At 62.6% G+C, this 20,428-nt stretch carries 17 protein-coding genes, 1 other RNA gene and 1 pseudogene; 1 reads left to right on the top strand and 18 read right to left on the bottom strand.

The window, feature by feature from the left end; all coding sequences use genetic code 11:
- Nucleotides 1-95 precede the first annotated feature (95 nt).
- Nucleotides 96-1,031: a M23 family metallopeptidase gene (locus tag R3175_RS06930; protein ID WP_318943160.1), complete on the bottom strand. Its 936-nt coding sequence runs from the start codon at nucleotides 1,029-1,031 to the stop codon at nucleotides 96-98.
- Between the two features lie 341 nt (nucleotides 1,032-1,372).
- Here R3175_RS06930 and R3175_RS06925 point away from each other — a divergent pair, with 341 nt between their 5' ends.
- Entirely contained in the window at nucleotides 1,373-1,819 is a 447-nt protein-coding gene (locus R3175_RS06925) for a DciA family protein (RefSeq protein WP_318943159.1), read from the top strand.
- Nucleotides 1,820-1,830: 11 nt separating this feature from the next.
- On the opposite strand, the gene lpxC is transcribed toward R3175_RS06925, so the two are convergent.
- The 17 genes and pseudogenes from lpxC to rnpB all read right to left on the bottom strand — a co-directional run.
- Nucleotides 1,831-2,748, bottom strand: a complete 918-nt coding sequence (gene lpxC, locus R3175_RS06920) for a UDP-3-O-acyl-N-acetylglucosamine deacetylase (protein ID WP_318943157.1) — start codon at nucleotides 2,746-2,748, stop codon at nucleotides 1,831-1,833.
- A 374-nt stretch (nucleotides 2,749-3,122) separates the two neighbouring features.
- A pseudogene (gene ftsZ, locus R3175_RS06915) lies at nucleotides 3,123-4,112 on the bottom strand (cell division protein FtsZ); the annotation flags it as partial.
- Nucleotides 4,113-4,228: 116 nt separating this feature from the next.
- A complete protein-coding gene (gene ftsA, locus R3175_RS06910; protein ID WP_318943153.1) occupies nucleotides 4,229-5,464 on the bottom strand; it encodes a cell division protein FtsA in 1,236 nt (411 codons plus the stop codon).
- Nucleotides 5,465-5,496: 32 nt separating this feature from the next.
- The gene (locus R3175_RS06905; protein ID WP_318943151.1) at nucleotides 5,497-6,336 is read right to left on the bottom strand and encodes a cell division protein FtsQ/DivIB; all 840 of its coding nucleotides are present in this window, start codon (nucleotides 6,334-6,336) and stop codon (nucleotides 5,497-5,499) included.
- Nucleotides 6,329-7,285 carry a D-alanine--D-alanine ligase gene (locus R3175_RS06900; RefSeq protein ID WP_318943438.1) on the bottom strand — a complete coding sequence of 319 codons (957 nt, stop codon included), beginning with the start codon at nucleotides 7,283-7,285 and terminating at the stop codon, nucleotides 6,329-6,331. The genes R3175_RS06905 and R3175_RS06900 overlap by 8 nt, the downstream gene beginning before the upstream one ends.
- Before the next feature lies 1 nt (nucleotide 7,286).
- Complete coding sequence (gene murC, locus R3175_RS06895) at nucleotides 7,287-8,732, bottom strand: UDP-N-acetylmuramate--L-alanine ligase (protein ID WP_318943149.1); 1,446 nt, start codon at nucleotides 8,730-8,732, stop codon at nucleotides 7,287-7,289.
- Nucleotides 8,725-9,807: an undecaprenyldiphospho-muramoylpentapeptide beta-N-acetylglucosaminyltransferase gene (murG, locus tag R3175_RS06890; RefSeq protein WP_318943147.1), complete on the bottom strand. Its 1,083-nt coding sequence runs from the start codon at nucleotides 9,805-9,807 to the stop codon at nucleotides 8,725-8,727. The genes murC and murG overlap by 8 nt, the downstream gene beginning before the upstream one ends.
- Entirely contained in the window at nucleotides 9,797-10,999 is a 1,203-nt protein-coding gene (gene ftsW, locus R3175_RS06885) for a putative lipid II flippase FtsW (RefSeq protein ID WP_318943145.1), read from the bottom strand. The genes murG and ftsW overlap by 11 nt, the downstream gene beginning before the upstream one ends.
- Nucleotides 10,999-12,339 (bottom strand): UDP-N-acetylmuramoyl-L-alanine--D-glutamate ligase, encoded by a 1,341-nt coding sequence (gene murD, locus R3175_RS06880; RefSeq protein WP_318943143.1) that lies wholly within the window; start codon nucleotides 12,337-12,339, stop codon nucleotides 10,999-11,001. Before murD ends, ftsW begins: the two co-directional genes overlap by 1 nt.
- Nucleotides 12,340-12,355: 16 nt before the next feature.
- Nucleotides 12,356-13,441, bottom strand: coding sequence for a phospho-N-acetylmuramoyl-pentapeptide-transferase (gene mraY / locus R3175_RS06875; protein ID WP_318943141.1), 1,086 nt, complete (start codon nucleotides 13,439-13,441; stop codon nucleotides 12,356-12,358).
- The gene (locus R3175_RS06870) at nucleotides 13,426-14,808 is read right to left on the bottom strand and encodes a UDP-N-acetylmuramoyl-tripeptide--D-alanyl-D-alanine ligase (RefSeq protein ID WP_318943139.1); all 1,383 of its coding nucleotides are present in this window, start codon (nucleotides 14,806-14,808) and stop codon (nucleotides 13,426-13,428) included. The genes mraY and R3175_RS06870 overlap by 16 nt, the downstream gene beginning before the upstream one ends.
- Nucleotides 14,805-16,289 carry a UDP-N-acetylmuramoyl-L-alanyl-D-glutamate--2,6-diaminopimelate ligase gene (locus R3175_RS06865; RefSeq protein ID WP_318943138.1) on the bottom strand — a complete coding sequence of 495 codons (1,485 nt, stop codon included), beginning with the start codon at nucleotides 16,287-16,289 and terminating at the stop codon, nucleotides 14,805-14,807. Before R3175_RS06865 ends, R3175_RS06870 begins: the two co-directional genes overlap by 4 nt.
- Nucleotides 16,290-16,293: 4 nt before the next feature.
- Nucleotides 16,294-18,003 (bottom strand): penicillin-binding protein 2, encoded by a 1,710-nt coding sequence (locus R3175_RS06860; protein WP_318943436.1) that lies wholly within the window; start codon nucleotides 18,001-18,003, stop codon nucleotides 16,294-16,296.
- A gap of 62 nt (nucleotides 18,004-18,065) precedes the next feature.
- Entirely contained in the window at nucleotides 18,066-18,479 is a 414-nt protein-coding gene (gene ftsL / locus R3175_RS06855; RefSeq protein ID WP_318943135.1) for a cell division protein FtsL, read from the bottom strand.
- Between the two features lies 1 nt (nucleotide 18,480).
- On the bottom strand, nucleotides 18,481-19,461 hold the full coding sequence (gene rsmH, locus R3175_RS06850; protein WP_318943134.1) for a 16S rRNA (cytosine(1402)-N(4))-methyltransferase RsmH: 981 nt from the start codon (nucleotides 19,459-19,461) through the stop codon (nucleotides 18,481-18,483).
- The gene (gene mraZ, locus R3175_RS06845) at nucleotides 19,458-19,910 is read right to left on the bottom strand and encodes a division/cell wall cluster transcriptional repressor MraZ (RefSeq protein WP_318943133.1); all 453 of its coding nucleotides are present in this window, start codon (nucleotides 19,908-19,910) and stop codon (nucleotides 19,458-19,460) included. The genes rsmH and mraZ overlap by 4 nt, the downstream gene beginning before the upstream one ends.
- Before the next feature lie 373 nt (nucleotides 19,911-20,283).
- Nucleotides 20,284-20,428, bottom strand: an RNA gene (rnpB, locus tag R3175_RS06840) — RNase P RNA component class A; the annotation flags it as partial.

Genomic DNA, 20,428 nt, shown 5'->3' with positions numbered 1-20,428 from the left:
CGGCATTCTAACCTTATTTTGCAAAAGGAAAAAAGGCAGGGCGCAAGGTTTAGCCAGCAAGGGACGGAAAAGGGGGGGGGACGCGGCCAGCCCGGTTATCGGCTGGCGCGCTGGATGTAATGCTCGGGATTCTGGGATTTGCCGTTGCGAAGCACTTCAAAGTGCACGTGCGGGCCGGTGGAACGGCCGGTGCTGCCCATCAACGCCACAACCTGGCCCTTCTGGACAATGTCCCCGACTTCCACCTGAATGGTCTTGCAGTGGGCGTAGCGGGTCACCAGGCCATCGCCATGGTCGATTTCCACCAGGTTGCCATAGCCATGGCGGTCATCGGCATAGGTGACCACCCCGGCCGCCACCGCAATGATGTCGCTGCCGTCCTTGCCGGCAAGGTCGACGCCGCTATGCCAGGTGCGGCGACCCGTGAACGGGTCTGAACGGTAACCATAACGGGAAGAGAGCCAGCCCCAGGTAATGGGCCGCCCGGCGACGAAACGTTCTTTCTCGATCTGCTGACGGGATATGAGGGAATCCAGCAGGCGCAACTGCTGCTCACGGTCGGCAATGCGTGTTTCCAGCTGGCCAATCATCGCGCTGAGCTCCGGGGTGGTGTAGGACTCTCCCGGCATGGTGTCTTCCGGCCCCCCCACCGCGGCAGGCTGGTCGAAATCGAATTCATCGCTGGCAATCAGGCCGGACTCGACAAAACGCTGCCCCATGGCATCAAGCCGCAGCAGACGGCCCTGCATTTCACCCAGGCGAAGCGTCAGGGCATCGACCTGCTGACTGGCCAGGGTTTCCAGCTCCGCCAGTTCCCGCTGCTGGTTCGACAGCCGCTCCTGCCAGGCCGCAATCACTGCCGGCGAAAACTCGCTTTCACTGCTGCTGACCGGCTGAGCCGCTCGATAGCCGAGCCAGGCGGCCCCACCGACGAGCGCAAGCACCAGACACAACACCAGGGCAGCCAGGGGTAGTGTCACCGCAAGCACACGGGATTCACCATGTTTCTTACCGACAAGAATAATGTTCATATCATTTTCAGGATTCATCCGGAGCCGCCCCAGTATCCTTGCAGTCGAGTGTCGCGGAAGATCTTGCAGATCTTCCGGCCTTCCTGTGCCAACTCCGGGGATTCCTTCCCCGACTACTCGCTCATGGGCAGCATGTACCTTGTATCAAAAAAGGTGCATCCTGTAGGCAACGACCACAAAATTAGGAAAAGTATCAGCCGGCGCCCGGGAGCTTCACGGTGAGTCGCTCCAGGATTACACTCCTTGCGCTTCATATTACACGAGTGTAATAAAGAGCCCACTGAATAAACGTGCCTAAGTGTAACCAATCGTAACTGTCGCCGTCGAGTATAGGTTTTGTCATGAAACAGAAACCCAGCCTGCACCTGAGCCCCGAAAGCACCCGACCGTCCTCGACCTTGAACCAACTGCTGGCCAAGGCCCAGCTCCATGCCAGCGCCGAGCAGGTGGTGCTGGCCGCGATCCCCCATCCCCTCCGGGACCGGACCCGCTTCGTCAGCTACCACGACGGCGAACTTACCCTCAGCACCGAATCGGCCGCCGTCGCCAGCCAGGTACGCTACCGTCAGCACGAGGTCCTGGAAACGCTCCGGCATGAGGACGCCTTCCGCTACGCCTGGAAACTGACCGTCAAGGTCCGCCCCGCGCGACACCCAATCCGCCGCGCCCGTACCATGCGGCCGCTCAGTAACGAAAATGCCCGGCTCCTCAAAGAGGAAGCCGGGCACACGAAGGATAAAAAACTACGCGAGGTTCTCGAAAAACTCGCCAGCCATGCGCGGGATTAAGTCGTCCTGACTTAAGTCTGAGCCGCCAGTACCGGTTTCAGGTAAGAGATGGGAGCCGTTGCTTCGTCATCGAAGGTCACCACTTCCCAGGCATCTTCCTCGGCAATCAGCTTGCGCAAGAGCTTGTTGTTGAGGTCGTGGCCGGATTTCACACCACGGAATTCGCCGATCAGGCTGTTCCCCAGCAGGTACAGGTCGCCAATGGCATCCAGCACCTTGTGCTTGACGAACTCATCGTCGTAACGCAGACCATCCTCGTTGAGGATCTTGTAATCATCCACCACGATGGCGTTGTCCACGCTGCCGCCCAGCGCCAGGTTCATGGCGCGCAACTTCTCGATGTCACGCATGAAACCGAAGGTACGGGCGCGGCTGACTTCCTTGACGAAAGACGTGCTGGAGAAATCGACCGAGGCAGTCTGTGCCCGCCCCTTGAACACCGGGTGGTCGAAATCGATGCCAAAGCTCACCTTGAAGCCGTCGAACGGCAGGAAGGTCGCCTTCTTGTCGCCTTCTTCCACGGTCACTTCCCGCTTGATGCGGATAAACCGCTTGGCGGAGTCCTGCTCGGCGATACCGGCAGACTGCAGCAGGAACACGAAAGGCCCAGCGCTGCCGTCCATAATCGGAACTTCCGCGGCACTCAGTTCGACATAGCAGTTATCGATGCCCAGACCCGCCATGGCCGACAGCAAATGCTCCACCGTCGCCACACGGACGCCCTCTTTCACCAGGGTCGTCGACAACATGGTCTCGCCAACGTTCTCGGCACAGGCCCGGATTTCAACGACCGGATCCAGATCCGTGCGTCGGAACACGATGCCCGAATCCACCGGAGCCGGCTTCAGCGTGAGGTAGACTTTCTCACCCGAATGCAAGCCAACGCCTGTGGCTCGGATGGTGTTTTTGAGGGTCCGTTGTCTGATCATTGGCACATATACCCGTAACAAAAAGTCGATATCTTCTGGGCAAAAAGTTGGCCAGAGAATACCAAAGAACGTAACTGAATACCATTTAACCAACCAGGCTACACCAGATGGTATTTCAGTGTGCGAATACTACCTCAGCAAGCATGTGCAAGCGTTGGCCCTGCTGACCGGCAACAGACGACAAAACGCAGGTTACCGCCAGACTATCAGTCGGCCTGGCGGCGGAGGAATGCGGGAATATCGAGATAGTCCACGCTCTGCTCCTCACTTTCCTTGCTCTGGTCGATGGCCACATTACCGTTGGCAACCGCACGGCGACGCAGTACCGCCGGACGGTCCAGCTGGTTGTAGTCGGTGGTGCCATCCAGGGTGCGGGTATTGTCCACCACCTTGGTCGGCTTCTCGCGTTCGCCGCCCAGGCCGGTCGCCACCACGGTCACCTTCAGTTCCTCGGTCATTTCCGGATCAATCACGGTGCCGACCACCACGGTAGCGGAATCCGATGCAAACTCACGGACGATGTCACCCACCTCGGAGAACTCGCCCAGGTTGAGGTCCATACCCGCGGTGATGTTGACCAGGATTCCCTTGGCGCCCTGCAGGTTGATGTCCTCAAGCAGCGGGCTGCGAATGGCGGCTTCGGCAGCCTCCTGAGCCCGGTTTTCGCCAGAGGCGCGGGCGGTGCCCATCATCGCCATGCCCATTTCGGACATCACGGTTTTCACATCCGCAAAGTCGACGTTGATCATACCGTTGCGGGTGATCAGGTCGGCGATGCCCTGAACCGCACCCAGCAGCACGTCGTTGGCCGACGCAAACGCATCCAGCAGACTAGTCTTTTTGCCCATGACTGCCAGCAGTTTTTCGTTGGGAATTGTAATCAGGGAGTCAACACACTCTTCCAGGTCCTTCAGACCGGATTCGGCCACGCTCATCCGCTTGCCGCCTTCGAACATGAACGGCTTGGTGACCACGGCCACGGTCAGGATGCCCATTTCCCGGGCCACCTCGGCGACGATCGGTGCCGCACCGGTACCCGTACCGCCGCCCATGCCGGCGGTGATGAACACCATGTCCGCCCCCTGCAGGGCATCGGCGATCCGGTCGCGGTCTTCCAGGGCGCTCTGCCGGCCCACTTCGGGATTGGCCCCCGCGCCCAGGCCCTTGGTGATGTTGCCACCGAGCTGGATCACCTGACGGGCTTCCAGGTCGGTCAGCGCCTGGGCATCGGTGTTGGCGCAGATAAACTCGACGCCTTCGATGTCGCTGCTGAGCATGTGACGGACAGCGTTACCGCCGCCACCACCAACACCGACGACTTTGATCACAGCGTTTTGCTGGACGTTATCGACTAGTTCAAACATTTTCCCCTACTCCTTCGTGCGATTGTCAGCCTGTCCCGGCTGATTTATTTGAGTCTTCGATTTTCGAGATACCTTCGTTCACCCCCGGCCAGGAGCCGGGTACTGCCCTGGTTCACCTAGAAGTTGCCGGTGAACCAGTTTTTCATGCGCTCAACCAGCGAGGGCGCGTCCTCGCTCTTGAGCACTGGCTCCACCCCAAGGTCCATCTGGCGGAAGCCGTAAATCAGCAACCCGACACCGGTGGCGTAGATCGGGTTGTTGACCACCTCCGTCATACCGGCCACGGCCTGCGGGCAGGCCAGACGAACCGGCATGTGGAAGATTTCCTCGGCCAGTTCCACCACCCCTTCCATGGTGGAGGAACCGCCGGTGATCACGATGCCTGCCGGGATCAGGTCCTCGAACCCGGAACGGCGCAACTCGGACTGAACCAGGGTGAACAGTTCCTCGTAACGGGGTTCCACCACCTCGGCCAGGGCCTGACGAGACAGATCCCGTGGCGCCCGGTCACCGACGCTGGGCACCTTGATGGTTTCGTCCGCACCGGCCAGCTGGGTCAGGGCGCAGGCATACTTGATCTTGATCTCCTCGGCGTTCTGGGTCGGTGTCCGCAGCGCCATGGCGATGTCGTTGGTGACCTGGTCGCCGGCAATTGGGATCACCGCGGTATGGCGGATGGCGCCGCCGGTAAACACCGCGATATCGGTGGTGCCACCGCCGATATCCACCACGCACACCCCCAGTTCCTTCTCATCCTCGGTCAACACCGCATAGCTGGAGGCCAGTTGCTCGAGGATGATGTCATCCACCTCCAGGCCACAGCGACGGACGCATTTCTCGATGTTCTGGGCGGCATTTACCGCGCAGGTCACCAGGTGCACCTTGGCTTCCAGCCGAACCCCGGACATCCCCATGGGTTCCTTGATGCCCTCCTGGTTATCGATGACGAACTCCTGGGGCAGGATGTGCAGCACCTTCTGATCCGCCGGGATGGCCACTGCCTGGGCGGCATCGATCACCCGGTCGATGTCCGCCTGGGTCACTTCCCGGTCGCGGATGGCCACGATGCCGTGGGAATTGAGGCTCTTGATGTGACTGCCCGCAATGCCGGCGTAGACGGAGTGGATCCGGCATCCCGCCATCAACTCCGCCTCCTCGACCGCCCGCTGGATCGCCTGAACGGTGGTCTCGATATTGACCACCACCCCGCGCTTCAGCCCCCGGGAGGGGTGGGACCCAATACCGACAACCTCAATAGTGCCGTCCAGCTTTCGTTTACCGACAATCGCCACCACTTTCGAGGTTCCGATATCGAGGCCGACGATCATGTTTTCCGTATCAACCGATGACATGTGTTTCACCAAAACGTGGTTCTAGAATGCGTCTATGTTTTACTGCCTGATGCCCCGTCCAGTGGCTTCCACTGAACCGCCACTCCGTTGGTATACCGGGCATCAATTCGTTGCACCTCATCCGCACGCGCCGCCAGACTCTCCTGATACACCGTGATGAAGCGTTCAAACCGTTGTTCCACCTGGTCCCGCCCCAGGGACACTTCAATGCCGTTGGCCAGGGTCAGGGTCCAGGCCCCACGCGGCTCCAGGCGCAGTCCGGCAAAGCCCAGATCCCGCTGGGCCAGGACCTCCGCCATGGCGCGCGCCATATCAATAACATCCCTCACCCGCTCATCCGGACCCGCCAACTGAGGCAGCCGCCCGACGATATCCCGGTTGTCGGGCGCGAACAGCTGACCGGAGCGACTGACCAGTTGCCGGGCGTTCCAATAGGCCAGAGGCTTCTTCTCCCGCACCTCCACCACCAGCCGGTCCGGCCAGATACGGCGCACCGCGGCACTGGCGATCCAGGGCCGAAGCTCCACCGCGGACTTGACCTCGGCCAGATCGGTGGCAAAGAAACTCCGTCCCACCCATTCACTGACCCGCCGCTCCAGGGCGACCCGACTCTCGCCCACCAGCTCGCCGCGAACGTCGATCGCCATGATCTGACGGTCCATGGCGCTGAGCACCTCGCCGGTGCCCCAGGGCACCAGTGCCGCCAGCATCAACACCACGGCGCCAAGCCCGACCTGGGTCCAGGGCAGCGCCTCCCACAGGGCCCGGAAGGGGTTGAAGCGGTCACCGTCCGGCTCCAGGGACGTGGCCCCCCGTCGCCGTGGTGGCTCGGGGGGTATGGCGCGCCCGCGCACCAAGACCCGTTCAAGCATCGCCAGTCTCCAGGGTGTCGCGCAGAATACGCACCACCAATTCTTCAAAACTGATCCCCGCCGCCCTGGCCGCCATCGGCACCAGGCTGTGATCGGTCATCCCCGGCGAGGTGTTCAACTCCAACAACCAGAACCTGCCGTCCTGATCCTGCATGATGTCGACCCGTCCCCAAGTGCGGCAGCCGATCATGTTGAAGGCATCCACCGCCAGATGCTGCAACTCCAGCTCCAGATCCGGTGCCAGGCCACAGGGAATGCGATACTGGGTGTCATCGGTCAGGTACTTGGCGTCATAATCGTAGAACTCGTGATCGGTACTCAGGCCAATGGCCGGCAATGCCCGTCCCTGCAGGACACTGACGGTGAACTCCGGGCCCTCGATCCATTCCTCCACCAGCACCAGGGCATCGTGCTCACTGGCACTCTCATAGGCGCGGACCAGTTCCTCCCGGTTGCTCACCTTGAAGATGCCGATGCTCGAACCTTCCCGGGACGGCTTGACGCTCAACGGCAGCCGGAGCGCCGCCAGCACATCGTCCGCTTCCTCGACCGAGGCCATGGCCCGGAATTTCGGGGTTGGCAGGCCACAACCTTCGAACACGTACTTGGTGCGCAACTTGTCCATGGCCAGGGCCGACGCCAGTACCTCGCTGCCGGTATAGGGAATACCCGCCTGAGCCAGGATGGCCTGAAGCGTGCCGTCTTCCCCGCCACGGCCGTGCAAGGCAATGAAGACCCGGTCGAACTCCGGCTCCTTGACGGTCTCCAGCAGGCAGCCCTGAACGTCCACTCCGAAGGCATCCACACCGGCAGACTGCAGGGCGCTCACCACCGCCGCTCCGCTTTTCAGCGACACCGCCCGTTCGGCGGAATCGCCTCCCATGAAGACGGCCACTCGTCCCAGCTGTTCGCGGGTTTCGCTGTCGACCCGATAGACCTGTTCGCTCATCTCACTCACTTGCAATCACTCCTGCGGCGGCCAGCCGGGCAGCCACACCGCCAATGTCCCCGGCGCCCTGGGTGATCAGCAGATCACCGTCCTGCAGGACGCCTGTCAGCAGTTGTTCGATCTCCTCATTATTCTCGACGAAAACCGGCTCCAACCGGCCCCGCTGGCGGATACTCCGACACAGAGCCCGGCCATCGGCACCCGGCACCGCGGCCTCGCCCGCGGCATAGACGTCCATCAGCAGCAGACCATCCACTTCCGACAGCACCCTCACGAAATCCTCGTAGAGGTCCCGGGTGCGGCTATAGCGGTGAGGCTGATACAGCATCACCAGCCGCCGCCCGGGATAGGCGTCACGGGCGGCCTTGATCACCGCCTCCACCTCCGTCGGGTGGTGGCCATAGTCGTCAACCAGCGTGACCATCCCGTTCTGGGTCTGATAGTCGCCATAGACCTGGAATCGACGCCCAACACCGGCAAATCCAGCCAGGCCGCTGCAGATCGCGGCATCATCCACCCCCTCATCGGTGGCCACCGCAATCGCCGCCAGGGCATTGAGCACGTTGTGCCGGCCGGGCATTTTCAGCTCGACCTGCAAGTCCGGGCGTCCACCCGGGCGCTTCACCACGAAGCGGCTGCGCAATCCATCGGAGCGAATCTGCTCGGCCCGATAGTCGGCGTCCGGGTTATCGATGCCATAGGTGATGATGGCCCGGGAAATGCGCGGGATGATCTCCCGGACATAAGCATCATCCACACACATCACCGCCACCCCGTAAAACGGCAGGTTGTGGAGAAAGTCGATGAAGGTCTGCTTGAGCTTTCCGACATCACCGCCGTAGGTGTCCATGTGGTCGGCTTCGATGTTGGTCACCACCGAAATCACCGGGGTCAGGTGCAGGAAGGACGCGTCGCTCTCATCCGCTTCCGCCACCAGGTAGCGGGAACCGCCCAGCTGGGCGTTGGTACCCGCGCTGTTGAGCTTGCCGCCGATCACAAAGGTGGGATCCAGCCCCGCTTCCCCCAGTATCGAGGCAATCAGGCTGGTCGTCGTGGTCTTGCCGTGGGTCCCGGCCACGGCAATGCCGTGGCGGTAACGCATGATCTCCGCCAGCATCTCGGCACGGGGTACGATGGGTACCCGACGGGCCCGTGCCGCCACCACCTCGGGATTGTCCTGGGCAACCGCGGTGGACACCACCACCACATCAGCCTGGGCGCTGTTCCGCTCGGCATGGCCGATGTAGACGTCAACGCCCAGCGCGGTCAGCCGGTCGGTGACGGCACTGTGCCTGATGTCGGAACCGGACACGTCATAGCCCTGGTTCTTGAGCACTTCGGCAATGCCGCTCATCCCCGCGCCGCCAATGCCCACGAAATGGATGTTGCGGATCCGGCGCATTTCAGGCACCTGGTACACCAGCGGTGGATTGGTCATCTCAGGCATGAGCCGCCTCCAGACAGTAATTCACTACTCTCTCCGTCGCATCGGGGCGCGCCAGCGACCGGGCCGCCTGCGCCATGTTGATTATCCGCTGCCGGTCGCTGCACAGCTCGGCCAGGGTATCCGCCAGCAGCTCCGCGGACAGACGATGTTGCGGGATCAGCACTGCCGCCCTGGCATCCAGCATCTGTTGGCCGTTACGGGTCTGATGATCGTCGACGGCATGGGGAAAGGGCACCAGGATGGCCCCCACGCCGGCGATACAGAGCTCGGACACGGTCAGCGCACCGGAACGGCACAACACCAGATCTGCCCACTCGTAGGCCTCGGCCATGTCTTCGATAAACGGCTCGATGGTGGCCTCCACCCCGGCGGCCTGGTAGGCCTGCCTTGCCAGCTCCAGGTTCCGCTCCCCGCTCTGGTGGCGCACCACCGGTCGAATGTCGGCGTCGAGCTTTGCCAGCGCCTCCGGCACCCGCTGATTGATGGCCTGGGCTCCCAGGCTGCCGCCCACCACCAGCAGGTGGAGCGGACCACGGCGGTGCTCCAGCCGGGCGGCCGGCTCCGCTATCCTGGCCAGGTCCTGGCGCACCGGGTTGCCGGTACAGCGGGTGACCCGCTGGGGACCGAAGCTGCCCGGGAACGCCTCCATCACCGTCTTCGCAAAGCGGGCCAGGATTCGGTTGGTCATCCCGGCGATCGCATTCTGTTCGTGCACCAGCAGCGGTGTCTTGGTCAGCCAGGCCGCCAGGCCGCCAGGGCCGGTGACGAATCCGCCCATCCCGATGACACAGTCCGGCTTCAGGCTTCGTACCACCGCCAGCGCCTGGCACAGCGCCCGGGTCAGCCGGAAGGGTGCCGCCAGCAGGGCCAGTTTGCCCTTGCCACGCAGGCCGGACACCGCAATCAGCGACAGCGGAATGTCGGTAGCGCCAATCAGCCGTTCTTCCATACCGCCCTGGGAACCCAGCCAGTGCACCTCATGCCCCTTCTCCTGCAGCATGCGAGCCGTCGCCAGCGCCGGAAACACATGACCACCGGTGCCCCCGGCCATCATCAGGAAGCGTTTAGTCGTCATAGGACGCTCCTCCCGACGGTCTGGGGTCCGCTGGTGCCTTGCCCTGCTCGAGCAGGTCGGCCCGCTCCATTTCCACCCGCGCCAGAATGCCGATGCAGACACAGGTCACCATCAGGCTGGACCCGCCGTAGCTCATTAGCGGGAGGGTCAAGCCCTTGGTGGGCAGCAGGCCGGTGTTGACGCCAATATTGATCGTCGCCTGCAGGCCAATCAGCAGCGCAATGCCGTAGGAAAAGCAGCCGGCAAAGGTCATCCCCGCCCGCTCAGCCTTGCGGGCAATGATGAAGCCGGACAGCACCAGCACGGTGAGCAGGGTCAGCACCAGCAGTGAGCCCAGCAAGCCGAACTCCTCCGCCGTGATGGCAAAAATGAAATCGGTGTGGGCCTCCGGCAGATAGAACAGTTTCTGAATCGAGTTGCCCAACCCCACGCCGGCCCAGTCGCCACGACCAAACGCAATCAGTGACTGGGTCAGCTGGTAGCCGGTGTCGAACTGGTCCTTCCAAGGATCGAGATAGCTGACCACCCGCTTCAACCGGTAGGGCTGGGTCACCACCAGCGCCACCCCCATCACCACACACAGGGTGATCAGCGGCAAAAACCGGCTGAGCCGCACGCCGCTGAGGAAGATCATGCCCAGCGCCGCGGTCATCAGGACCACGGTGGCACCGAAATCCGGCTCAATCACCAACAGCACCGAGGCGAAGGTCAGCACGGCCACCGGCTTGATGAACCCGGACCAGGTGTTTACCAGCTCTTCCCGTCGCCGGACCACGTAGCCGGCGAGGTAGGCAATCAGGCACAGCTTGGCAATCTCCGACACCTGAACGTTGAACAGGCCAAACGGAATCCAGCGGGTCGAGCCGTTCACCGTACGCCCCAGCGGCGTCAACACCAGCACCAGTGCCAGCAGGCCGATGCCCAGCAATAACCAGCCGCTACGTTCCCACCAGGCCAGCGGCACGTTGGCCGCGGCCAACGCCAGGGCACAGCCCAGGGCGGCGAAGATCAGCTGACGCACCACATAGTGGTAGCTGTTGCCCAACGTTTCCGCGGCCATGTCCATCGAGGCCGAGGAAATCATGACAAGGCCCAGGACCAGCAGCGAGCCGGCGCTGAGCACCAGCCAGGGCAGCGGCCGGATCCGCCCGAACAGGCCGCCGTTGAGGTCCAGAGTCGATGCCGCCTGCATCACAACGCCTCCACCCGCTGTCGAAACTGATCACCACGGTCGAGATAATCGCGGAACATGTCAAAGCTGGCGCAGGCCGGTGACAACAGGACCCGGTCCCCAGACTGCGCCAACGCCGCTGCCCGCTTCACCGCTTCAGCCAGGTTTGGCACCTGCTCGGTACTGACGTTTGCCGGCAGGACGGCGGCCAGCTTGTCGGCGTCGGCGCCCATCAGCACCACCGCCCGACAATGGGCCGCCACCGGTTGGGCCAGCGGTGTAAAATCGGCGCCCTTACCATCGCCGCCGGCGATCAGCACGATCTTGCCCTCCCGGGGCTCCAGACTCTCCAGCGCGGCGACAGTGGCCCCCACGTTGGTGCCCTTGGAATCGTTGATGTATTCGACCCCCTCGACCCGGCGGACGAATTCACAACGGTGGGGCAGCCCGCGGAACCGCTTTGCCACCGCCAGCATGGTGTCCATCGGCAAGCCGGCGGCCTGTCCCAGAGCGAGCGCCGCCATGACATTGCTGATGTTGTGTTTGCCCAGCAGCGGTAACGTGTCGGCCAGGACCAGGTTATCGAAGCCAAAGGTGATCCAGGTGCCTTCATCATCGTCCCGGGTGCTGAAGGTGTCCGGATTTACCCGATGAAAACCGAAGCAGAGAAACTTCAGATTGTCCCTCGCCATCGGCGTACTCAGGGCGTCATCCAGGTTCACGATGGCGTGCTGGCAGCCGCGGTAGATCCGCTGCTTGGCCTGGAAGTACGCCATCTTGGAGTCGTAGCGATCCATGTGGTCGTCGCTGACATTGAGCACCGTGGCCGCCAGCGCTCCCAGGGTTTCGGTGGTCTCCAGCTGGAAGCTGGACAGCTCCAGTACGTAGAGCTCGACGCTGTCGTCCAGCAGATCCAGTGCCGGGGTTCCGATGTTGCCACCCACGGCCACACGGATCCCCGCGGCCCTGGCCATCTCCCCCACCAGCGTGGTCACGGTGGTCTTGCCGTTGGAGCCGGTGATGGCGACGATGGGCGCCCGGGCCGCCTCGCTGAACAGGTCGATGTCGCCGCGAATGCGGGCCCCCTGCCCGGCAGCGGCCTGGATGGCCGGCTCGGCGATACTGATGCCGGGACTGACCACCAGCTCGTTAAAGCCCGTGAACAGCTCGCCATCGAAGTCGCCAAGGTGCACCGGCACCTCCGGCCAGTTGGCCTGCAGTTCCGCCAACCCCGGTGGTGCCTGGCGGCTGTCGGCCACTGCGACGTCGCGACCGAGGGCGCACAGGTAACGCACGCAGGAAAGCCCGGTCTTGCCGAGCCCTACCACCAATGTGCGACGATCCGAGACGATGACTGTCATGAACGACCTGCCGTGCCTAGCGAATTTTCAGTGTGGACAGGCCCACCAGGACCAGGACCACGGTGATCACCCAGAACCGAACGATAACGCGGGGTTCCGGCCAACCTTTCAGCTCAAAGTGATGATGCAGCGGGGCCATGCGGAATATCCGCCGCCCGGTCAGCCGGAACGACCCCACCTGCAGGATGACCGAGACGGTTTCCATCACGAACACCCCCCCCATGATGAACAGCACGATTTCCTGCCGCACGATCACCGCCACCACCCCGAGGGCGGCGCCCAGCGCCAGTGCGCCCACGTCGCCCATGAAGACCTGCGCGGGGTAGGTGTTAAACCACAAGAACCCGAGTCCGGCCCCCACCACGGCGCCACAGAATACAATCAGCTCACCGGTACCGGGCAGATGGGGAATCAGCAGGTAGTCGGCAAACTGGGCGTGCCCGGACAGGTAGGCGAAAATCGCCAGGGCCGCCGCCACCATCACCGTGGGCATGATGGCCAGGCCATCGAGGCCATCGGTCAGGTTCACGGCGTTGGAGCTGCCGACGACGACGAAGTAGGTCAGCAGAATGAACAGCACCGGCCCCAGCGTCAGCGAAACGTTCTTGAAGAACGGCAGAAACAGGGAGGTTTCCTGGGGCAGCGAGGCGCTGTAGTACAGAGCCACCGCAGCCACCGCACCGATCACCGACTGCCAGAAATACTTCCAGCGACCCGGCAGACCACGGGGGTTGCGCTCCACCACCTTGCGGTAGTCGTCCACCCAGCCAATGGCCCCGAAGAACATGGTGACCAACAGGGTGATCCAGACATAACGGTTACCCAAATCCGCCCACAGCAGGGTGCTGACGGCGATGGCCACCAGGATCAGCGCACCGCCCATGGTCGGCGTACCGGCTTTGCTCAGGTGGGTTTGCGGGCCATCGTCCCGCACCGCCTGACCAATCTGGTACTGGCTGAGTTTGCGGATCATGTAGGGACCGATCAGCAGCGAAATCAGCAGCGCCGTCAGCACACCAAAAATGCCCCGCAACGTGAGGTACTGAAACACCGTCAGGGCAGAAAAATACTGTGAGAGAATCTCTGTCAGCCAGAGCAGCATGAATTGGTCACCTTTTCCTTTAATCCCTCCGCCACACGCTCCATGGCGGAACTGCGAGAACCCTTTAACAGCACGGTGGCCGGGCCCTTGAGTAGTTGTAACAAGCAATCGACGGCCTCGGCGTGACTGCCACAATGCACGGCGCCCTCACCAAAACCGGCGAGGTATTCACCACAGCCGTCACCAACGGCCACAAACCGATCGATGCCCAGGGCTTTCGCCGCCTCACCGATCTCACGATGCAGTCGGTCGGACGCTTCGCCCAGCTCCGCCATCGCGCCCAGACAGGCCACCCGAAGCCCGGGTTGCCCTGCCAGCACACCCAGCGCCGCTTTCATTGACGTCGGATTGGCGTTATAGCTGTCGTCGATCAGGGTGATCCCGCTGGCCAGTTCCACCGGCTGAAGGCGCCCCTTGACCGGCGCCATGGTGGCCAGTCCCTGCTCGATGCTGGCGGCGGAGAGCCCCAGGGCGAAACCAGCGGCCACCGCCATCAACGCGTTCACCACGTTGTGCTCCCCCGGCAGGGCCAGCGATACCGTACACTGCCACCCTTCCGGGCCGAGGACCCGAAATCGCTGTTGGCCGGCCGGAGCAGCCAGCGGTTCGTGACGGAAGCTGGCGTCGGCCCGCTGTTGCCCGCTCACGCTCAACACCTGGCGCTCTTCGGCCCGTTCACGCCAAACCGGAAACGCGGGGTCGTCGTGATTGAGCACCACCACCCCGCGGTCATCGACACCGTCGATCAGTTCCCCTTTCGCCACGACAATGTTGTCGTAGCTGCCAAACCCCTCCAGGTGGGCGTCGCCGGCGTTGGTCAGGATGCCTACCTCCGGCCGGGTCAGGCGGATGGTTTCGGCGATTTCCCCCAGGCCGCTGGCGCCATGCTCAATGACGCCGTAGCGGTGTTCAGGCGCCAGGCGCAGCAGCGTCAACGGCACTCCGATGTGATTGTTCAGGTTGCCGGCCGTGGCCAGCGTGGTGCCCGCCTGGGCCAGCACCGCTGCCGTCATCTCCTTGACCGTGGTTTTGCCGCTGCTGCCGGTGACCGCCACCAGGCGGGCATCGCTTTCATCCCGATTAGCCGCCGCCAGCCTGCCCAGGGCAACCAGGGTGTCGGCCACTTTCAATTGGGGCAGTGGCACCGAGTCATCCACCGCATCGACCACCGCGGCGACCGCGCCGGCCGCTTCAGCGGCCGCCAGGAAGCGATGGCCATCAAAACGCTCACCCCGAAGGGCAACAAACAACTCACCGGCCCTCAGGCTGCGGGTATCCGTTGAGACCCCGGTAAACTGGCCCGCCAGATCGCCAGCGTCGGTGCCCAGCCAGCCGGCCGCTTCTTTCAGGGAGAAAGCGCGAATCATGCCACGCCCCCGTTCAGATCCAGGGCATGACGCACCTGTTCCACATCGCTGAACGGCAGCCGCTGGCCGGCGGTTTCCTGCCAGGACTCATGCCCCTTGCCGGCCACCAGGACCACATCTCCAGGTTCGGCCATGGCAATGGCCTGGCGGATGGCTTCGGCCCGATCGTGGATCACCGTGGACCGCGCCGGCTCGGCGAACCCCGTCACTATGTCCCGGACAATCTGCGTGGGCGCCTCGCTTCGAGGGTTGTCGTCGGTGACCACCACCACATCGGCCCGTTTCTCCGCTTCCCGTGCCATTTCCGGGCGTTTGCCGGCATCCCGGTCACCACCACAGCCGAAGACACAGATCAGGCGTTTCTCGGTATGCGGCCGCAAGGCGGCCAGGGCATTGGCCAGGGCATCGGGGGTATGGGCATAGTCCACGACCACCTGGATACCGTTGGCGCCGGTGAAGGATTCCAGCCTTCCCGCCGGCGGGGTCAGGCGTTCCACCGCCTGGACAAGACGGGCGACCGGTACCCCAAGGCTCAATACGACGCCCATGGCAGCCAGCAGGTTACTGGCGTTGAAGCTGCCCAGAAGCGGGGTCGAAACCTCGAAAGGCCCCCACAGGCCATCCACGCTGGCATCAAAGCCCCCCGCGGTCGGCTTGAAGTGGGTCAGCCAGAGTTCGGTCTGCGCCTCGTGCAGGCTGTAACGGACCCGATCGCACTTGCCTTCCAGTTGCTCGTAGAGCTGACGACCGAACGGGTCATCGAAGTTGATGACGGCAAAGTGCAGCTCCTCGCGCTCAAACAGGCGGGCCTTGGCCGCACCGTAGGCTTCCATGGAACCGTGGTAGTCGAGGTGATCCCGGGTCAGGTTGGTGAAGACTGCCCCGGTCAGTGTCAGTTGGTCGATCCGGCCCTGGTCCAACGCGTGGGAAGAGACCTCCATCGCCGCCGCTCGGCCCTGCTGGGCGCGGATCTGGGCCAGGGTTCGATTGACCTTGACCACATCCGGCGTGGTGTGACTGGCAGTCTGGAGCCGCCCCGGCATGCCATAGCCCAGTGTCCCGATGACCCCACAGGGGGTGCCGGTTTCATTCAGCAGCTGGGCAACATATTGGGTCACCGAGGTCTTGCCATTGGTGCCGGTGACGCCAATCAGCCGAAGCTGGCGCGAGGGGTGCTCGTAGAACCGGTCGGCAATCAGGCCCAGTTTGGCCCGCAATCCGACCACGGGAACCAGCAAGGCGCCGTGATGCTCGCGGCACGGCGTGCCGTGCTCGGTATCCAACAGCACCACCGAGGCGCCGCGGGCAATGGCCATATCCACATAGTGGCCGGCGCTCGTTCGCGAGCCCGGCAGGGCAAGAAAGGCGTCACCCGACTTCACTTCACGGCTGTCCGTCGCCAGGCCATGGATGGTGACGTCGAAAACCGATGGCACTTCCACAATGCCATGTAACAGCGTACTCAGGGATGTGATGCACATAGCGTTAACCCCGCTCTCCGGATGTGCCGGCAGGCCCCGTTGCCTCGCCGATTTCCAGTTCCGGCTTCACATTCAGCAGCCGTAATGCGTCCCCCATTACCCGGGCGAACACCGGGGCAGCCACTTCGCCACCGTAGTATTCACCGGCCTGGGGCGCATCGACGGCCACTACCGTTACGATCCTTGGGTTATCAATGGGAGCCATACCCGCGAATATGGCCTTGTACTCGCTGTCTTCATATCCGTTCTTGCCGAGAAGGTGGACCGTTCCGGTCTTGCCGCCGGCCGAGTAGAAACCGGGCTGGGCCTGGCGCCCGGTACCGTGTTCCACCACTTCCCGCAACATGCCCCGAACCTGGGCAGTCACCCGCTCCGACAACACCCGCTCCCCGGCCGGCGGCTCGGTCAGCTTCAGCAGCGACACCGGATAGCGGATACCGCCATTCGCCAGCACCATGTAGGCTTGGGCGAGCTGCAGGGCGTTCACGCTGATGCCGTAGCCATAGGACAGGGTGGCCTCTTCCACGGGCCGCCAACGGGGCGGCGCGGGGAGAACCCCCACCGCTTCTCCGGGAAACCCGATGCCGGTGGCCTGCCCCAGGCCCATGCGGAAATACAGGTCGCGAATCATGTCGCCGCCGAGATCGTTGGCGATGCGACTGATCCCCACATTCGACGATTTGGCAATGATGGTGGTCATGTCGATAACGCCATAATTGCGCATATCGCGAATGGTAAAACGTCCGAATCGCCGATAGCCCGGCGATGTGTCAATGGTACTGTTGATGGTGTAGCGCCCGGATTCCAGCGCTGCCGCCATGGTGATCGGCTTCATCGGCGACCCGGGTTCGAACAGGTCGGTGATCGCCTTGTTCCGTAACCGCTCCGGACTGAGCTGGCTGCGGTCGTTCGGGTTGTAAGAATGCTGGTTGACCATCGCCAGCACTTCGCCGGTATCCACGTCCAGCATCACCAGTGTGCCGCCGTGGGCATTGTGTGCCGCCACAACCGCCTTGAGTTCGCGATAGGCCAGGTACTGCAGCCGCAAATCGATGCTGAGGCTCAGGTCCCGGCCGGGACTGGCGTCGCGTATCAGTGACAGGTCGTTGATAATCCGCCCACGATTGTCCTTGAGCACCCGCTTGGCCCCGGGCTCCCCACGCAGCCAGTCGTTGTAGGACAGCTCTATGCCCTCCTGGCCGCGGCCGTCAATGTTGGTAAAGCCGACCACGTGGGAGGTGACCTCTCCGGCCGGGTAGAAGCGCTGGTATTCGCGGCGACTGTACAGACCGGGAATCCGCAGGGCCATGACCTCCCGGGCCAGACTGGGTTGCACCTTGCGCTGGACATAGATGAAGCGACGCTCGCCATAGCGGCGAATACGACTGCGCAACTCGGCCTCACTGAGATCCAGCAAGCGGGCCGCATTGGTCAGCCGCGGGTCGTCCGGGTCCATCTCGCTCGGGTTGGCCCAGACAGTCTGTACCGGCGTACTCACCGCCAGCGGCTCGCCGTAGCGATCGGTAATCATGCCCCGGTGGGCATCCACGTTTTCCACGCGAATGGTACGGACATCACCCTGACGACGCAGGAATTCCTGGTCCACGACATGCAGATCAACCAGCCGCCAGGCCAGAACACCGACCACCACCAGAAAGACACCCACCACGGAGCCGAACCGCCAGGCCTGCAGCCCGGCAGCCAGCCGTCGCATCGGTGTCTGTTGCTGGTTCTGGTTTGCCACTTTGTCTACCTACCCTGACAACCGCTTTATGATTAAGGCAGCCGAACGTCCGCCGGAGCCAGAGGCACCAGCACGATGTCCTGCTTGCCGGGCACCACCATCTCAAGCCGTTCCGCGGCCTGATGCTCAATGCGACCATGAGCACTCAACGCGCTCTGCTCCAGCAGCAGCTGACTCCATTCCCGCTGGTAAGCGTCCCGCTGCTCCTGCAGCCTCGACAATTCGTTAAACAGCCCTCGATTGGCGTGAGCACTGGCCACCACGCCAATGGCGGAGCTGATCAGCACCAGGACCAACGCCAAAGACACCAGGACGTCGCGTTGGGCCAACGCTGAAAATATCCGCCGCGACAGACGGTAGGCCCGGGAAACTCCTTCCTTCAGGCGCTCCGTGTTCAGTTTTGCCGGCTTGGCCTTGACTGGCCGCTCAATGGTCACCGCACCCATTCTACGCTCCTTCTCCATTGCGATCTGCGCGCCGCTCCAGGACCCGCATCACAGCACTGCGTGACCGTACGTTTTCGCTGACCTCTTCCACATCGGCCTTGATGGCCTTGCCCACCAGCCGATAGTCCGACGCCTCTTCCTTTGCCGTGACCGGCACCCCTCGCGGCAGGACCGGCCCACGGGCCTTATCCCGCATGAACCGTTTCACCATGCGGTCCTCCAGCGAGTGAAAGCTGATCACCACAAGCCGTCCGCCCGGTGCCAGCTGGCCAGCGGCATCCGCCAGCCCCAGCTCCAGGTCTTCCAGCTCACGATTGATAAAGATCCGAATCGCCTGAAAGGTTCGGGTGGCCGGATGCTTGTGTTTTTCTTTGCGAGGCATCGCCTCGCTCACCAGCTCGGCCAGCTCCCGGGTTCCCCGTAGCGGCTCTTCCTGGCGACGAGCGACGATGGCCCGGGCAATGCGGCGGGAGAACTTCTCCTCACCGTAACGCCAGAGCACATCCGCAATCTCTTTTTCCTCGGCGACCGCCAGCCACTGGGCAGCACTGGGTGACTGCTGGGGATTCATCCGCATGTCCAGCGGCCCCTCACGCATGAAACTGAAGCCACGGGAGGCATCGTCGAGCTGCGGGGAGGAGACCCCCAGATCCATCAGCACGCCGTTCACACCTCCCTGCCAGCTGGCACCTTCCACCGCGGCCTGCAGCTCGGCGAACGATCCATGGAACGACGAAAACCGAACGTCCTCTTTGGCGAGTCGTTCGGCAAAATCAATCGCTACCGGGTCTTTATCGATACCCAGAACGCGCCCACGGTCCGACAACCGCTCCAGGATCCGGCGACTGTGACCGCCACGACCAAAGGTACAATCTACGTAGTTGCCGTCCGGATCGGTCACCAGCTGATCCACCGCCGCGTCGAGGAGCACGGACTGGTGCAGCTTCTGACCATCCGCGCCCTCTTTGCGGCGGCCGGTCATAGGGAAAGCGCCTCCATCTCCGGTGGCATTTCTTCGTCGTCGTCCGATTCATCCAGCCAGGCGAACCAGCGCTCCTCACTCCAGAGCTCCAGTTTCTTGCCCTGACCAACCAACATCAGCTTTTTCTCCAAGCCCGCAAAATTGCGCAAGGTGGGCGGCACCAGAACCCGACCGGCGCTGTCCAGCTCCAACGGCGTCGCATAACCCAGCATGATGCGCTGGAGGCGACGCACCGCCTTCTTCATGGTGGGCAACCCATTGAGTTGCTCCTCCACCTGTTTCCATTGCGGCTCCGGGTAGATCAACAAACAACGCTCCTCATCCGCACTCGCCGTCAATACGATGCGACTGCCACACAGCTGCGCGAGCTCCTCGCGCAGCTTGGCGGGGATCGCCATGCGTCCCTTCGCATCCATATTGATGGCATGACTGCCGAGAAAGTTGCTCATGTAATCCGACTCTGCGGTGCATTCCAGGGCCAAAGGTTGTGTGGCTGGCGATCAGCGGCATCCCAAATTTCCCACCGCGCACCCGTTATTCACCACAAAAAACCACAACAAACCACTTTTTCCCACTTCTGCACACTATAGAAACACGGAAAACACAATGCAAGCGCCGCCGGGAACGACGGACCAAGAAAACTTTCTTTAATGACAACAGGTTACAGACGATTAACCCGGAGAGGACTGAAATGTCGGACAGGAAAGACAGCCAAATCAAATACCTGCGACGGATTCTGCAGGTCCGAAGTGAACTGTAAGATTATTTGGCTATAAAAGGTCGCGATCGGGAACGATCAGACTTAAACATTAGGGAAGGGTAATAATGAGCTCGCCGATAAGCCGGGTTCTGTCGTGGACAGTCATTCATCTAGGGCCTGCGTCACCACAGGCCTCAAGCAACCTACCCGAATCCAGCGCGGGCCACGCCATTGGATTCCTATTTGGTCTTGCTCCAGGTGGGGTTT

It is taken from the genome of Marinobacter sp., assembly GCF_033722735.1.
Classification (GTDB): domain Bacteria; phylum Pseudomonadota; class Gammaproteobacteria; order Pseudomonadales; family Oleiphilaceae; genus Marinobacter.
Note: the sequence above shows the minus strand (reverse complement) of the source record. Positions and strands in the feature narration are given on the sequence as shown.

Coding starts and splice junctions, on each gene's coding strand:
- R3175_RS06930 (WP_318943160.1), bottom strand. CDS start 1,031: ATGAACATTATTCTTGTCGGTAAGAAACATGGTGAATCCCGTGTGCTT.
- R3175_RS06925 (WP_318943159.1), top strand. CDS start 1,373: ATGAAACAGAAACCCAGCCTGCACCTGAGCCCCGAAAGCACCCGACCG.
- lpxC (WP_318943157.1), bottom strand. CDS start 2,748: ATGATCAGACAACGGACCCTCAAAAACACCATCCGAGCCACAGGCGTT.
- ftsA (WP_318943153.1), bottom strand. CDS start 5,464: ATGTCATCGGTTGATACGGAAAACATGATCGTCGGCCTCGATATCGGA.
- R3175_RS06905 (WP_318943151.1), bottom strand. CDS start 6,336: ATGCTTGAACGGGTCTTGGTGCGCGGGCGCGCCATACCCCCCGAGCCA.
- R3175_RS06900 (WP_318943438.1), bottom strand. CDS start 7,285: ATGAGCGAACAGGTCTATCGGGTCGACAGCGAAACCCGCGAACAGCTG.
- murC (WP_318943149.1), bottom strand. CDS start 8,732: ATGCCTGAGATGACCAATCCACCGCTGGTGTACCAGGTGCCTGAAATG.
- murG (WP_318943147.1), bottom strand. CDS start 9,807: ATGACGACTAAACGCTTCCTGATGATGGCCGGGGGCACCGGTGGTCAT.
- ftsW (WP_318943145.1), bottom strand. CDS start 10,999: ATGCAGGCGGCATCGACTCTGGACCTCAACGGCGGCCTGTTCGGGCGG.
- murD (WP_318943143.1), bottom strand. CDS start 12,339: ATGACAGTCATCGTCTCGGATCGTCGCACATTGGTGGTAGGGCTCGGC.
- mraY (WP_318943141.1), bottom strand. CDS start 13,441: ATGCTGCTCTGGCTGACAGAGATTCTCTCACAGTATTTTTCTGCCCTG.
- R3175_RS06870 (WP_318943139.1), bottom strand. CDS start 14,808: ATGATTCGCGCTTTCTCCCTGAAAGAAGCGGCCGGCTGGCTGGGCACC.
- R3175_RS06865 (WP_318943138.1), bottom strand. CDS start 16,289: ATGTGCATCACATCCCTGAGTACGCTGTTACATGGCATTGTGGAAGTG.
- R3175_RS06860 (WP_318943436.1), bottom strand. CDS start 18,003: ATGCGACGGCTGGCTGCCGGGCTGCAGGCCTGGCGGTTCGGCTCCGTG.
- ftsL (WP_318943135.1), bottom strand. CDS start 18,479: ATGGGTGCGGTGACCATTGAGCGGCCAGTCAAGGCCAAGCCGGCAAAA.
- rsmH (WP_318943134.1), bottom strand. CDS start 19,461: ATGACCGGCCGCCGCAAAGAGGGCGCGGATGGTCAGAAGCTGCACCAG.
- mraZ (WP_318943133.1), bottom strand. CDS start 19,910: ATGAGCAACTTTCTCGGCAGTCATGCCATCAATATGGATGCGAAGGGA.